This is a genomic window from Legionella anisa (assembly GCF_001467525.1).
GTDB classification, from domain to species: Bacteria; Pseudomonadota; Gammaproteobacteria; order Legionellales; family Legionellaceae; genus Legionella; species Legionella anisa.
On the sequence record NZ_LNXS01000005.1, the window covers coordinates 13,293 to 27,610 of the forward strand.

A 14,318-nucleotide genomic window follows, 5' to 3' on the forward strand; every position below is an offset into this window, starting at 1 on the left:
TCATCCAGGCTAAATTTATAAATACTTGAAATAAATGGAAAACAGAAGTTTTTTTCACAATGAATAAGTCACTAACCACTCTGATGAGTAAATTAAATGAACAGCTTAATGAGCTTAATTTGAATGTACATACAGTGCTGCGTAAAAAGCAAGAATTCGAACAGCAAATTCAACAGATTGAAGAACGAATCAATCAAACTACCCCCGGTTCTCTTACCATTAATCCAACAATTGAGATTAATAGACTGAACTTCATAACACAGCAACAAGAAAAAAAAGAAGCACTTATTTTGGATCTTAAAAATTATCAGGATATAGAAAATAAATTAAAAGAAAAAATCAAACGCGTAAAAATTGAATTAAACATGTTAATGCATTATTTAGAACGAGAAGAAACCAATCAGAAAAAAAGATTTCTGGATTTTACCCTCACTTAATTCAAGAAAGTAAATTCAACGTTCGATGAATAATGGAATTCAAATAGTTATAACTAAATGCATCGGAAAGCATACTCATCCTCATCCATATCAACGACTGCCTCGTTGTGCAATGTCTCAGCATCAGAAACTGTGCCTGCATCAATTACCGTGGCAACAGAACGGGTAACAACAGAAAGTACGCTGTGAGGAAAACTAATAATCCCCAATAGAGCACTCATTGCAGCGGTTAAAAGAGCAATACCGGAAAAGTACAATGCAGAACCAGCAAAGTAAAGCGCATCATCTCGAAGTTCTGAAGCACTAAATAATGCACTCCCAGCAGCAACAAGCAAAGCTCCAATACAAACAACAGCCGAAACAATTGAAGCAAATGCAGAAAATCCAGCGGTAACAATACCCGCCAAAGGATATACACCAGGAGCGATTAATTCTCCTACAAATTCATAGCCATTTTTATACGGAGTAAAAAAACCCGGACGCTTTTTATAAGTTTTGATTGCTCTATGAGTGATTTCATTGAAGGTTCGTCCACCAAAAATGTAATTTACTTCTTCTTCGCCAATTAAATACAGCATAAAACTTACTCCATCAATTTTCGCTTATAAAAGCTGGTCAAAATAAAATAGCTTTTATAAGCATGCTGTTACTTCAGAGCGAGAACAACTCGATCATAAGTCAATATATTTCTCATCTCGTTTTATTTTTACTCATACTAAAGAGAGAGGAAGTGGATGTCAATTAATTTAATCTACTAAACTAATCTTCAACATTCTTTAAAAGACGTAATGAAATCTGATTATCTTCGAGCTAAAAAAATAATTTTAGCTCGCCAATGGGACAATCAAATGCCAAACTGGCTAAGAAAAAACCAAAAAATAACACTATACTAATAAAACAATGTTTTTCACCGTACTGTTCAACGAGTTTGACCCAGGAGAGATATATGGAAATCAAGACTTTTCAATTCCTTAAGAATAAAGGATGGAGCTTGAAAGAATTTCCTGATCTTGATTCAGAGCGTACTTTGGTTCTTATTTTTGCAGCCCCAGAATTTCTGGATTTTCAAGAACCAATCATTCAATTGGCTAACTTTTACTCGCAATCCCAAATTATCGGTTGCTCTACTGCTGGTGAAATTTTAGATAATCATCTTTTTGACCACAGTATTTCAGTTGCAGTAGTTAAATTCGCAAAAACATCACTAAAAATCGCAAAGGCTGAAGTAAACCACAGCAAAGAATCCCAAAATACAGGCAAGCTAATCTCTGAACAGTTAAAAGCAGACAATCTACACAGTATTTTTATTCTGTCTGACGGACTTAATGTAAATGGTTCTGAATTAGTAAAAGGCCTAAACTCAACCAATAACACCGCCCAACTGATAATGACTGGTGGTTTAGCTGGTGATGGTAGTAACTTCAAAAAAACATGGACTATTTTAAATAATAGAATCCTTGATCACTACGTCGTTGCGGTAGGATTTTATGGTTCTGATATTCATATTGGTCATGCCTCTAAGGGAGGATGGGATATTTTTGGTCCCGTTCGTCGAATTACTCGCTCAGAATCGAATGTGTTATATGAGCTTGATTATCAACCCGCATTACAACTTTATAAAGAATATTTAGGTGAAAAAGCCTCTGAGTTACCTTCCTCTGGATTGCTTTATCCATTGGCTATTAATAACCCTGGCGCTCCTGATAATGTTCAATTGGTTCGTACTATTCTAGCAATTGATGAGAAGGAGCAATCCCTGGTGTTTGCGGGAGATATTCCAATGGGATGGCATGCGCAATTGATGCGAGCGAATTTTGATCGATTAATTGATAGTGCTAATGAGGCGGGTTTACTCGCAAATAAATTGATGCTACGCGATAGCTTAGAAAAATTAGGACCTGTTTTGGCTATTGATATCAGTTGTGTGGGTAGAAGACTGCTTTTGGGTGAGCGAACGGAAGAAGAAATCGAATCGACTATGTCCGCTTTGCCGGCTGGTTCAACTCAAGTAGGTTTTTACTCATATGGGGAATTATCCCCTTTTTCTATAGGAAATTGCGAATTACATAACCAAACTATGACGATTACAACTATTTATGAGGCATGAAAACTTAATGCTTAAAGTAAGATAACATGGAAATTCACAAATTATTAAAACGACAACTTGAACATTCATACATTGCTCAAAATAAAAAACCAGAAACCGAGGAGCAATGGAAAGATTTTATACAGCGTGTTAATAATGCATATTTTGAAGCGGATCAAGAGCGTTATTTACATGAACGATCCATGAGAATTTCTTCTCGTGAAATGATGAGTTTGAATGAAAAGCTTGAGTTTGCGCAACACATCGCAGGATTAGGATATTGGTCTTTTGATGGCAACACAGGGCATACAATCTGGTCTAATGAATTATTTAATCTCTTCCACTTAAATGCGATTAATAGACCGCCTTCACTTAAAGAGTTTCTGGAATTAGTTCATGAACAAGATAGGTTTGAGTTATCCCAGAAGGTGGATCGCGCGTTAAACGAGCATATTGATTATGAATGTGAGGTACGTGTAAGAGACCCTGATGGAAAGTATCACTGGTATCGAATAATTGGTCAATGTCAAAATAATGATAAACAGCTTGCAGGTATTGTTATTGATATTCATAAAAGTAAAATTACTGAAGAAAAAATTAAAGAGTTAAATCAACAAATATCGTCTGCTGCGCGTCGTGCCGGGATGGCTGAAGTAGCAACAACCATTTTGCACAACATTGGAAATATATTAAACAGTTCCACTGTCTCAATTGCTTTATTAAAAAATAGTTTCCAACAAGATTATTATAATAAGTTATTGAAAATAATGGAGATGATGGAAAAACATCAAATGGATTTAGCTAATTTTTTAACCCATGATCCCAAAGGTAAAATTATTCCCGAATATCTGATCACACTGACAAAAGTAATCTTGGAAGAAAATGAAAAAAATAATATTGAAGTTGAAAATCTGCAGAATGATTTGCACCATATAAATCAAATCGTAAATACGCAAAAATCGATTAGCGGATTATCAAGTGTGAATGAAAAAATCTATCTTCCAGAATTGATCGATACTGCCTTAAATATCTCGCTGAGTTCTTCAAAAAAAACAGGTATTAAAATTACAAAAGAGTTTAAACCTGCGCCTTTGGTTAGCGTCGATAAATCTAAGCTGCTGCAAATATTAATTAATCTAATTCAAAATGCCAAGGAATCAGTTCTAGAACACACAATTTCCTCTATAAAAGAGATCAAATTGATTGTACAAAAAACAGCAAAAAATTCAGTGCAAGTCATTATCGAAGATAATGGCATTGGCATTAATAAGGATAATTTACATCGTATTTTTGCTTTCGGGTTTACTACAAAAAAAAATGGCCATGGCTTTGGTTTGCATAGTTCGGCTTTATCCGCTCGCGAAATGGGAGGTTCCCTTTTAGCCAAAAGTGAGGGTAAGGGACACGGAGCGCAATTTACCTTAACCTTGCCGATTACTGACAGTTTTAAATGAATATGGAGAGCGCCTGATGAGTGATATACCACTGAATATTATGATTATTGATGATAATCCTTCAATACATCAGGATTTTATTAAAGTTTTGACCTCTTCAAATACTCTGTCAGAGTTGAGTTACTTAGATAAACAATTATTTGATGATGAGTCTTCTTTTATGGAATCATGTAGTCCTGAGATTAAGTGTTTTTTACCTAAATTTATTTTTAATACTGCATGTCAAGGCCAAGAAGCAATTCAAAAAATTCAAGAAGACCTTAGAAAAGGCATACATTATGCCTTGGCATTTGTCGATATTAGAATGCCCCCAGGCTGGGATGGTATTGAAACAATCAAACACATGTGGGAGATCGATCCGGATATTCAAGTAGTGATTTGTACTGCATATTCTGATTACAGTTGGGAGTACACTGTAAAAAAATTAGGAATGGGAGATAATTATCTTATCTTGAAAAAACCTTTTGATGTGGTTGCAGTAAGACAACTGGCCTGTGCGTTAACAAGGAAATGGATTTTAGCTAATGATTCCAAGCATCATGAGAAGATACTACAGAAAACTGTAAAGGAACGCACGGAGTCCTTGCAACAATCATTATCACTTTTAAGGTCTACATTTGAATCATCCGCTGATGGAATTTTAGTAATTGATTTGAATAACAAGCTCATTGATTGTAATTCAAAGTTTATTTCCATGTGGAATATCCCGGAATCAATGTTAGAGGTTAATGATGGGAGTATCCTTTTGTGCTATATGCTTGGTCAGATCATTGAACCCAGGGAGTATTTAGCTGATATTAATCGCCTTAAAAAAAATATTGATGAAATCAGCAGGGAGATTATAACGTTTAAGAACGGTAAAATACTGGAATGTTATACTCTTCCACACCGGCTGAATGAGAAAACTATTGGTCGAGTATGGAGTTTTCGTGATATTACAGAACAGGCAAATCTTGAGAAACAACTTAAGTACCAAGCCCTGCATGATCCATTGACCCAACTACCCAATCGAGCTTTGTTAATCGATAGAATACAAGCCAGTATTGATTATGCGAAAAAACATAAAAAGCAATTTGTCCTTCTATATTTCGATTTGGATCGATTTAAATTAATCAATGACAGTTTGTCGCATGAGGTTGGTGATCAGTTATTGAGTTTAGTTGGACACAGATGGTCTACTTTAATTCGTAAAGAAGATACCTTGGCCAGAATTGGTGGTGATGAATTTGTCATGGTTTGTCATATATCAAAAAATGAGTGTATTGAGAGTATTGCAAGTAAAATTTTAGATTCAATGAGAGAGTCATTCAAAATAGCAAATCGCGATATAATAATTACTACTGCCATAGGAATTAGTATTTATCCTCAAGATGGAAAGATCCCCGGAGATTTATTGAAAAACGCTGATTTAGCAATGTATCAAGCTAAAGAACGTGGGGGAAATCAGTATGCTTTTTATGCTTCTCAATTACATGAATATTCGGATCAATGTTTTAAACTCGAATCTGATTTACACAACGCCATTAAAAATAAAGAGTTTTTTTTACTGTATCAGCCCCAATTTAATATTGATAAGAAAGAATTGCACTCTGTAGAAGCATTAATTCGTTGGAATCATCCCGAAAGAGGATTATTACTTCCTATGGATTTTATTCCTTTAGCAGAAGAAAGTGGATTAATTATCCCTATAGGCGAATGGATTATCAGCGAAGTGTGCCAGCAAATAAAGTCTTGGCATAAAAAAGGACTGCCATACATCCGGGTGGCTATTAATATCACCAACCGTCAATTACAACAACCCAATTTTATTTATACTATAGAAAAAATTTTAAAAGAACATTCAGTTGATCCCCAATATATAGAATTTGAAATTTCTGAAAATGTGGTGATAACGCATAGAGATATTGTACAAGCACTCAATCAACTCAAACAACTTGGCATTCTGATCGCTTTAGATGATTTTGGAACAGGAAATTCCAGTATCAATTATCTGAAACAACTGCATATTGATTGTTTAAAGATAGATCAGTCTTTTATACAAAATATATCTGCTTCACGTAGTGATGAAGTAATTATAAAAGCAATTATTTCTATGGCTCGTAGTTTTAATTTTAAAGTTCTTGCTGAAGGTGTAGAAAATCAAAAACAATTGGATTTTTTAAAACAACAGCACTGTGACAAAGTCCAAGGGTATTTTTTCAGTGAACCTTTGACATCTAAAGGGCTTGAAAAGTTTTTAAGGCACCGTGTTTAAATAAATAGTTCATTCCTGTTTAGGTACAGATAAACCCATGCTCCTGATCGATTACGTTTTATCCTACTTATAAACAGAATAAGCAACTCCCCTATTCACGATATTTAATAGTTAACCTCTATTCAAATTATAAATAGAGCTCTAATGACAAGAGCTCAACTCAGGTCTAATTTTTTTCCACTGATTTAAGGGTGAATAATCTGGTGCTACCATTTTATCGACAGGAAGATAAAACGTTTGCTCAAGTAAATGTTGACCGCTCAACGCCGCATGCGATACATGATCGGTAAAAACTATCCATGTACTCTTGGCAGGAAAATCCATTTGCATCTTTTCAACATTTGCCTGGTAAACATCATCCAACTTCATCATATCATGTAAATGCAACATGTAATGATCATAAGGCGAACGCAACGTTTTTGTTGCTTTAACCCATTTCAACATTTTTGCTTTTATTTTACTGTAAGGAGCAATTTTAGGTGCAAAGCGATTAAGAACATCGGTAAATGGCTCACCAAGATTCCAAACTCGCGGTTCATTATGTGGATTAATATTACAAAAAACACGTAAAATTCTTAATCCATGTACCGGGCTTGCCGAAAAAGAATCGACATGCAGTCGGGTATCGTCTTTGCGTTTTGAGGAAATACGCCCATTAATTTGTGCTGGCCTGAAGCTCGTTCTTCCCCATTGTAAATGGGGTACATAAGCAGGTAGAACTGTTTGAATTAATTGATGCGCAAATTCTGCATAACCATGCATCATATGTCTAAGCTTGGAATCCAAACTGTTAATATCTTTTTTAAAGGCACTTAATTTTTTGTTACGAATATCATAACTTACATTTTTACGACTGCCATCCAACACATTTTCAGACAGCAAAAGCGAGTCTACCTCAGTGAAAGAATATTCCGGGAAAAATAAAACCTTGCCAGACTCCAGTAGATTGATACTTTTTTGATGATCAATTTGCTCTATGTTTTGTGTAAATAGATAAGAATTCATTATTTTACCCTAAATAATGTGTAATTCAGTAAAAATTTAAGGCTATATCGCATATAATCCAAAAATCCAATTTTTACTTTTAGTCGGATCATATCATGTCATCTTGTCCTTGTGGATCACAAAATACATATGAATTGTGTTGCGGGTTATTCATCGACAACAAGCAACTACCAGAAACTCCTGAGCAATTGATGCGATCAAGATATACTGCGTACAGTAGAGGCAAAATTGATTACATCAAAAATACAATGAAAGGCAAAGCGTTAACAGGCTTTAATGAAATAGAAGCGGAACAATGGGCTAAAAGTGTGACCTGGATTGATTTAGAAGTAATGCACACAAGTATATCTGGTCCCGATAAAGGCTTTGTTGAATTTACGGCTCGTTTTTCCGAGCAAAACCAAATAAAAAAGATTCATGAATTAAGTGAGTTCCATAAAGAAAATGGTCGTTGGTTCTATGTTGATGGAGTGCACAAAGAAAAATTAAATAAAATCAGCAAACCCAAAATCGCACGTAACGCGCCCTGCCCTTGTGGAAGTGGTAAAAAATTTAAAAATTGTCATGCAAAATAACAATTAGAGTTAAATTATGAATGGTCATGTATTACTTAATATTTTCATCTTTCTTGCTTCAGCCTGCATTATGGTTCCTATTGCGAGCCGTTTCAAACTGGGATCTGTGCTGGGCTACCTCTTAGTTGGTATTCTTATTGGTCCATTTGGATTAAAGCTGATAGGAAACACCCAACAAATTATGGATTTTGGTGAGTTTGGCGTGATTATGATGTTATTTCTCATTGGTTTGGAGCTGGAACCAGCCATGTTATGGAGGCTTCGCAAACTCATTGTAGGCTTAGGTGGTGCGCAAGTCCTCTTCACTACAAGTGTCTTAATGGCAATTGGGCTTATGATCGGTTTTGATTGGCGTCCTACTTTGACAGTAAGTATGGCTCTGTCGCTTTCCTCAACAGCTCTTGTATTGCAAATGCTCCAGGAAAAAAACCTGCTCAAAACAGCAGAAGGAGAAACTTCGTTTGCTGTATTGTTATTTCAAGATATTGCGGTAATTCCAATATTAATTATTATCCCATTACTCGCACAACATGGAAACATACAACTTAATCTCCATGAGGCGACATTCTTTATGCAACTACCAAGATGGTTATATGCTATTTTTGTTGCCGGCGTTATTGGATCCGTTATTTTAATTGGTCATTATTTATCCAGACATTTCTTTTTAATTATTGCCAAAACCAATTTACGTGAAGTATTTACCGCTTTTTCTCTTGCTTTGGTCGTTGGTGTTACTTTATTAATGGAATCTATAGGCGTATCTCCCGCCTTAGGCGCATTTATTGCGGGTGTTGTATTAGCCAACTCTCAGTACAAGCATGCAGTTGATGCAGACATTCAACCTTTTAAAGGGATCTTGCTTGGATTATTTTTTATTTCTGTGGGAATGACAATGAATTTCTCTCTTTTCTCTGAGAAAACAATGCTGATTCTCATCACGGTATTTGCCTTAATTACGCTTAAAGCAGTTGTTTTGTATTTTCTAGGATTCTTGTTTGACTTAAGCAAACTGCAAGCCGTAGGTTTTGCTTTTGCTTTATCCCAGGGGAGTGAATTTGCCTTTGTTCTCTTTGAATATGCTGGCAAAATTAAAGTAATCAATCCAGAATACGAAGCTTTTTTTACTCTTGTAGTTGGACTGTCCATGCTTGCCACTCCCTTTTTAATCCTTCTCTATAAACGTTTTATCATACCCAAATTTATGAGCTTCTTACCTGAACGTGAATATGACTCCATCAATGAAAAAAATGGGATTATTCTTGCAGGTTATGGACGTTTTGGGCAAATTATTGGACGTTTGCTTAATGGTGAAAATATAAAAATTACGGTATTGGAAAAAAATGCAGAACAAATTGAGTTACTCAGAAAATTTGGTTATGTTGGCTATTTTGGAGATGCCAGTCGATTGGATTTGTTAAAAAGTGCTGGTGCTGAACATGCCAAACTCCTCATCGTTGCTGTTGGAAATCCAGATGCAAATCTAAAGATCGTCAAACTAGCAAAACAACATTTCCCCCACCTAAAAATTTTTGTTCGGGCTCGTAACCGTCGCCATGCTTATGAATTATATCGAGTAGGCGTTGATTATTTCATTAGAGAATTGTTTGACTCCTCTTTGAGTATGACCAAGGAAATTATGAAATTCCTGGGTTATAAGCATGAGGACATTCAGAACAAGACAACAGCATTCCGAAAACATGACGAAGAGACATTAATTCAATCGTTTGATTTTTTTGAAAAAGAAAGCGACCTAATCAATTTCTCACGGCAAGCAAAAGGCGAGTTGGAACGCATTCTGCAATCGAGTTAAAAATTAATAACCTAGGTGCAATAATCAGATGTTTTTTGGGAGTATTAATAACACATGATCAATTTTCAGCACATTTCTTTAAAGACCTTTCTCAGTGAGTATTGGCAAAAAAAACCTCTAGTGATTCGCAATGCCATTCCAGATTTCACTAATCCATTATCTCCTGATGAATTGGCAGGGCTTGCACTTGAAGAGGAGGTTGAAAGTCGTCTTGTCTTTGAAACACCCCATGAAAAACCCTATTGGCATTTAAAGCGCGGACCCTTTTCTGAACATGACTTTAATCACCTACCCCCAACCCATTGGACCGTGCTCGTACAAGGCGTGGATAGATTAATTCCTGAGGTATATGATTTGCTCGATCATTTTGATTTCATTCCACAGTGGCGGATTGATGACATTATGATTAGCTATGCCGTGCTCCACGGCAGCGTCGGACCTCATTATGATAATTATGATGTTTTTTTATATCAGGCTCAGGGACGACGACAATGGTCACTTACTACTAAGGGATGCACTAATGAGAATTACATCCAAGATCTTGAACTTCGTATCATGGAACAATTTGATGTCGAAGAACATTTGACTCTTGAAGAAGGAGATATGTTATATCTTCCACCGCATGTAGGGCATTACGGTATTTCACTTTCCGAAGAGTGCATGACCTACTCTTTTGGCTATCGTAGCTATCAAGGACAAGAATTATTGGAGAGTCTTGGTGATTATTTAGCGGAAAAAGGAACATTCAAAACATTATATCAAGACCCTGATTGGTCTCATCTACACAATACCTCTGAAATCACTCGCCCTGCCTGGCAAATGGCACAAAAACTGTTACAACAATTAATCAGTGACGATAAAATAATCAAATCCTGGTTTGGATGCTTTGCAACACGGCTGGATCAACAAGCAGAAATGCAGTTACCATTGCCCTTAGAAGAAAATGAGCTCATTGATTTATCACATTTTATCAAAGAAATAAAAGCAGGATTAGATCTGACCAGAGATGCAACATGCCGTTTTGCCTATCAAAACTCAGAGGAACAATTTGACTATCATTTTTATATTAATGGCTGCGAATGGGATGTAACTGGCGTTTCTCATGATTTGCTAAGCTACGTTGCTAATAATCGTCACCTACCTCATCAATCCCTTGATGCTTATTTAAATACTACACAAAATCAAATATTTATTTATAATTTATGGAAATTGCAATGGATATACATTGCAGAAGACTAAAGTTTAGTGACCAAGAGTAGCGTAATACGAGAAATAGGGAACAAATTATCCGCATTACGCTAAGCTAATGTGGGTTACATTCTATGGGAGGTCATTCATCAATGGCCGTGAACGGTTACAAAAAATTACGTATAAATTGGTTAAATTCAAAAACATAGAGTATAGTTAATATACATACCATAATAAGGACAGGTAATGAAAAAAATAATACTGGCTGTAATGTTGGTGTGCTCAACTGCCTTGCTGGGCAATTGTGGTGGTAATCCCTGTTGTGGGACTTGTGCTACTGATTGTGGGGGCTGTGGCGGTTGTAACGGAAGTTGGTATTAACAATAGTAACAAGGTCACGGGAAAATCTTTCACATTGTTTGAAAAGCATTGTAGCCTGGGTGCAGCGCAGCGAAACCCGGGTTTCGCTGCGCTGCACCCAGGCTACAGTTCTGATACATTCTGAGAACAGTTACCCCGCATCTTCACTACGCACGAGCTGAAACTTCAATTGGCCCAGATTGATTTTATGGCTAAATAAAGTAATAAGCGCGCCTGTTAATACCAATACAATACCTACCGCGCCCCAGAAGTTCAATTTTTCACCTAACAGCAATACACCAAAAATTACCACAAATACTGGCTCTAAAACGGATAAAATAGAGGCTTTTTCTGAACTGATGTATTTTAAGCTGTACAGCAACAAAACTATGGGAGCAACAGTTGCAATAACAGAGATTCCAAATAAATGATACCAAGCGTCCATTGTGGATGGGATGGCAAAAGAGTGACTAAAAAAAGAAACTAATAAACTGGTTACCATACACCCCAAACAAACCATAAAGGTAGACATATTTGGAGAGAGCTCATTCTTTTTACTGCCTATTACATAGCACGCATAAAAAAAAGCAGAAGCAATGCCCAGTAAAATACCCCATAGGTTAAAAGACAATGCATCCAAGTCCACCATGAGCGTCATTCCCATTAAAATCACTAAAATAGCTAAATAATAAACCGGTGGTATTGAGTGTTCGTAAAAGAAAAAATTGAGCAACATAATGAGTACCGGATAGGTAAAAAAGATAACCATCGCCAATCCAGAACCTATGTAATAAGAGGCTAAAAAGTAAAGCCAGGTTGATATACCATAAAAGAAAGCGCCTGTTAAAAAAGCGAGGAACATATTTTTATACGAATCGTTGGTTTTTTTAATTTTTGGCAACATAATTATTAAAATAATCATGCTGGAAATTAAAAAGCGCCAAAACAACATAGAGCTCGCAGATAAATTGTCATTCATTGCGCTTAAACCAAAGTAGCCAATAAACCCGTAAAGAAATCCAGATAAAATAGCATAGATAGAACCGCGATACTCTTGATTTATCATCATGATAATACTGCCTGAAAAAACTGACTTAAATAAAAAAGCAGGTTAGGTTCTTAATCCCCGCTTGAAGCATGAAGGTAAAGTTAACCTACATAAAAGAAAAAATAGTGTATCATTTTTTACGCATAATATCATATTGAAAATAAAAGATACATGATGTATTATTTATTGCCTAACAATTGAGACTGTAAACCATGCTTCGTCTTTTTCTCTTTATTTCGTGTTTTTATGCAGTAACCACTAATATTTATGCTGACTCTACTTCGTGTACTGAACATCAATGTATCGCTGTTGTTGATGCAGGAAGTACGGGATCCCGACTTCATGTTTTTGCTTACGATCTTGATGAAACAAACACAGCTTCTCGTATCACAGAAATATGGTCTAAAAAGGTCAAGCCTGGATTCTCAATGATTGAAGCAAATCAAAATACTGTTTATGCATACCTGACAACGCTTTTCTCAGGAGCCCCTACTCAACATATACCTGTTTATTTTTATGCAACTGCAGGTATGCGTCTTGTGCCGCAAACCAAACAAAAAATTTATTATCAGGAAGTACAAAAGTGGTTTCATCAGAAATCTGAATGGCAATTAGTAGACGCAAAAACCATTACGGGACATGATGAAGCTTTATATGACTGGCTTGCGGTAAATTATCATATAGGGGCACTCAAATCATCTTCCAATGAAGCAGTAGGTGTCATGGATATTGGTGGTGCATCAGTACAAATTGTTTTCCCAATACGAAACAAAACGGATAATAAAGGGACGCAAGTTGAATTGGATCTCTACGGGCGCCATATCAATTTATCTGTTCACAGTTTCCTGGGTCTTGGACAAAATGAAATGGCTCACCAACTTCTGGATACAGCCTCCTGCTTTTCAGATGGTTACCCTCTTTCTGATGGCAGTTATGGACAGGGTGATGCATTAACCTGTGAACAAGAGGTAACCCCTTTAATTAAAATGCACAAAGTCAGTAATGAAGTACAGCCTGATCTTTCTGCCAGTCACATTAATTCGTGGTACGCCATTGGTGGTTTTCCAAATCTTGTAGAGAGCAAACCGTTCCAGTTTCAAAACAACCAATTGACCATTCAAGACTTGCTGCAACAAGCAAATGGTCTAATTTGTCATCAACAATGGGAAAATCTCAGCTCTCAATTCCCAGACAATGAATACATCGAGTCCTATTGCCTCTTACCCGCTTTTTATTATGCGTTGATGGTAGAAGGCTATGGTTTAACAGTAAATCAACCGGTGAGCTATATTCCTTCACAACAAAATCTAGACTGGACTTTAGGTGTGGTATTGCATCATTGATGCCAAAAGACATTTAATGAACGCGTGGGTGAAAGTCGGACCACCGGGATCTGTCACATTGTTTGGATGCATTGTAGCCTGGGTGCAGCGCAGCGGAACCCGGGTTCCGCTGCGCTGCACCCAGGCTACAAGATCGATACCGAAATCATAACTCGTCAAAAGAAAAATCCTCGATTCTTAAAAGAGTTGGTTGCCCATAAAAGGAGCATAAAGCATCACGAAATTTTTGCGCACGTTGTGATAATCCATGTTTACAATAATGCATTACCTGCTTATATACCGCTTGTTTAAAAACAAGAGTATCTGATTCCATACCATTTAAGTTGTCGATACTGATATAAAATTTATGCCCAGCAGCCTTTGAAAGAATCCATTCTATTGCTTGCGGCTTTACTTCAACGTGTTGAAACAATGCCTGTTGTTCTACAGTACGTCCATCAGGCATATACCAATACCCAAAGTCGACTTGCTTTCTACGCTCTTCTCCAGCAATGAGCCAGTGGGAACATTCATGTAAAGCGCTGCTAAAAAAGCCATGAGCAAAATATAAAGCGTTGTAAGGATGCTGTTCACCAGCAGGTATGTAGATAGGCTCATTATCGCCTTTAACCAACCTGGTATTAAATTCTTCACCGAAGCAATTATAAAAAAGGGTTATTAAATCTTGATATTGATGCACTAACAGCTTTTCACTCATTAATTTACACATACTGACTAATTTATACTAATATAATTAAAGAGTCATTATTTTTATGGGT

At 36.3% G+C, this 14,318-nt stretch carries 13 protein-coding genes; 9 read left to right on the forward strand and 4 right to left on the reverse strand.

Going from position 1 to position 14,318, the window contains the following annotated elements; all coding sequences use genetic code 11:
• Positions 1-59: 59 nt before the first annotated feature.
• On the forward strand, positions 60-437 hold the full coding sequence (locus tag Lani_RS02550) for a hypothetical protein (RefSeq protein ID WP_058388385.1): 378 nt from the start codon (positions 60-62) through the stop codon (positions 435-437).
• 53 nt (positions 438-490) lie between these two features.
• Here the strand turns inward: Lani_RS02550 and Lani_RS02555 are convergent, their stop codons facing one another.
• Positions 491-1,015, reverse strand: a complete 525-nt coding sequence (locus Lani_RS02555; RefSeq protein WP_019232004.1) for a hypothetical protein — start codon at positions 1,013-1,015, stop codon at positions 491-493.
• Between the two features lie 368 nt (positions 1,016-1,383).
• Here Lani_RS02555 and Lani_RS02560 point away from each other — a divergent pair, with 368 nt between their 5' ends.
• From Lani_RS02560 to Lani_RS02570, 3 genes are read left to right on the forward strand one after another with little or no spacing between them, the layout of a single operon-like run.
• A complete protein-coding gene (locus tag Lani_RS02560; RefSeq protein ID WP_019232002.1) occupies positions 1,384-2,544 on the forward strand; it encodes an FIST signal transduction protein in 1,161 nt (386 codons plus the stop codon).
• A gap of 26 nt (positions 2,545-2,570) precedes the next feature.
• A complete protein-coding gene (locus Lani_RS02565) occupies positions 2,571-3,977 on the forward strand; it encodes an ATP-binding protein (RefSeq protein WP_019232001.1) in 1,407 nt (468 codons plus the stop codon).
• Positions 3,978-3,993: 16 nt separating this feature from the next.
• Positions 3,994-6,231, forward strand: a complete 2,238-nt coding sequence (locus Lani_RS02570; protein ID WP_019232000.1) for an EAL domain-containing protein — start codon at positions 3,994-3,996, stop codon at positions 6,229-6,231.
• A 141-nt stretch (positions 6,232-6,372) separates the two neighbouring features.
• Here Lani_RS02570 and Lani_RS02575 read toward each other — a convergent pair whose 3' ends face one another.
• Positions 6,373-7,236, reverse strand: a complete 864-nt coding sequence (locus Lani_RS02575) for a Kdo hydroxylase KdoO (protein WP_019231999.1) — start codon at positions 7,234-7,236, stop codon at positions 6,373-6,375.
• A gap of 95 nt (positions 7,237-7,331) precedes the next feature.
• Between Lani_RS02575 and Lani_RS02580 the strand changes: the two genes are divergently transcribed.
• The 4 genes from Lani_RS02580 to Lani_RS21020 all read left to right on the forward strand — a co-directional run bounded on the left by Lani_RS02580 (position 7,332) and on the right by Lani_RS21020 (position 11,190).
• The gene (locus Lani_RS02580; RefSeq protein WP_019231998.1) at positions 7,332-7,811 is read left to right on the forward strand and encodes a YchJ family protein; all 480 of its coding nucleotides are present in this window, start codon (positions 7,332-7,334) and stop codon (positions 7,809-7,811) included.
• A 16-nt stretch (positions 7,812-7,827) separates the two neighbouring features.
• On the forward strand, positions 7,828-9,621 hold the full coding sequence (locus Lani_RS02585) for a monovalent cation:proton antiporter-2 (CPA2) family protein (RefSeq protein ID WP_019231997.1): 1,794 nt from the start codon (positions 7,828-7,830) through the stop codon (positions 9,619-9,621).
• A 54-nt stretch (positions 9,622-9,675) separates the two neighbouring features.
• Entirely contained in the window at positions 9,676-10,860 is a 1,185-nt protein-coding gene (locus Lani_RS02590) for a JmjC domain-containing protein (RefSeq protein WP_019231996.1), read from the forward strand.
• Between the two features lie 195 nt (positions 10,861-11,055).
• Entirely contained in the window at positions 11,056-11,190 is a 135-nt protein-coding gene (locus tag Lani_RS21020; protein WP_263291233.1) for a hypothetical protein, read from the forward strand.
• A gap of 130 nt (positions 11,191-11,320) precedes the next feature.
• Here the strand turns inward: Lani_RS21020 and Lani_RS02595 are convergent, their stop codons facing one another.
• Positions 11,321-12,235, reverse strand: a complete 915-nt coding sequence (locus tag Lani_RS02595) for a DMT family transporter (RefSeq protein WP_192814474.1) — start codon at positions 12,233-12,235, stop codon at positions 11,321-11,323.
• A gap of 194 nt (positions 12,236-12,429) precedes the next feature.
• Between Lani_RS02595 and Lani_RS02600 the strand changes: the two genes are divergently transcribed.
• Complete coding sequence (locus tag Lani_RS02600; RefSeq protein WP_019231994.1) at positions 12,430-13,560, forward strand: acetate and sugar kinases/Hsc70/actin family protein; 1,131 nt, start codon at positions 12,430-12,432, stop codon at positions 13,558-13,560.
• A 145-nt stretch (positions 13,561-13,705) separates the two neighbouring features.
• On the opposite strand, the gene Lani_RS02605 is transcribed toward Lani_RS02600, so the two are convergent.
• On the reverse strand, positions 13,706-14,239 hold the full coding sequence (locus tag Lani_RS02605) for an elongation factor P hydroxylase (protein WP_040521869.1): 534 nt from the start codon (positions 14,237-14,239) through the stop codon (positions 13,706-13,708).
• Positions 14,240-14,318 lie beyond the last annotated feature (79 nt).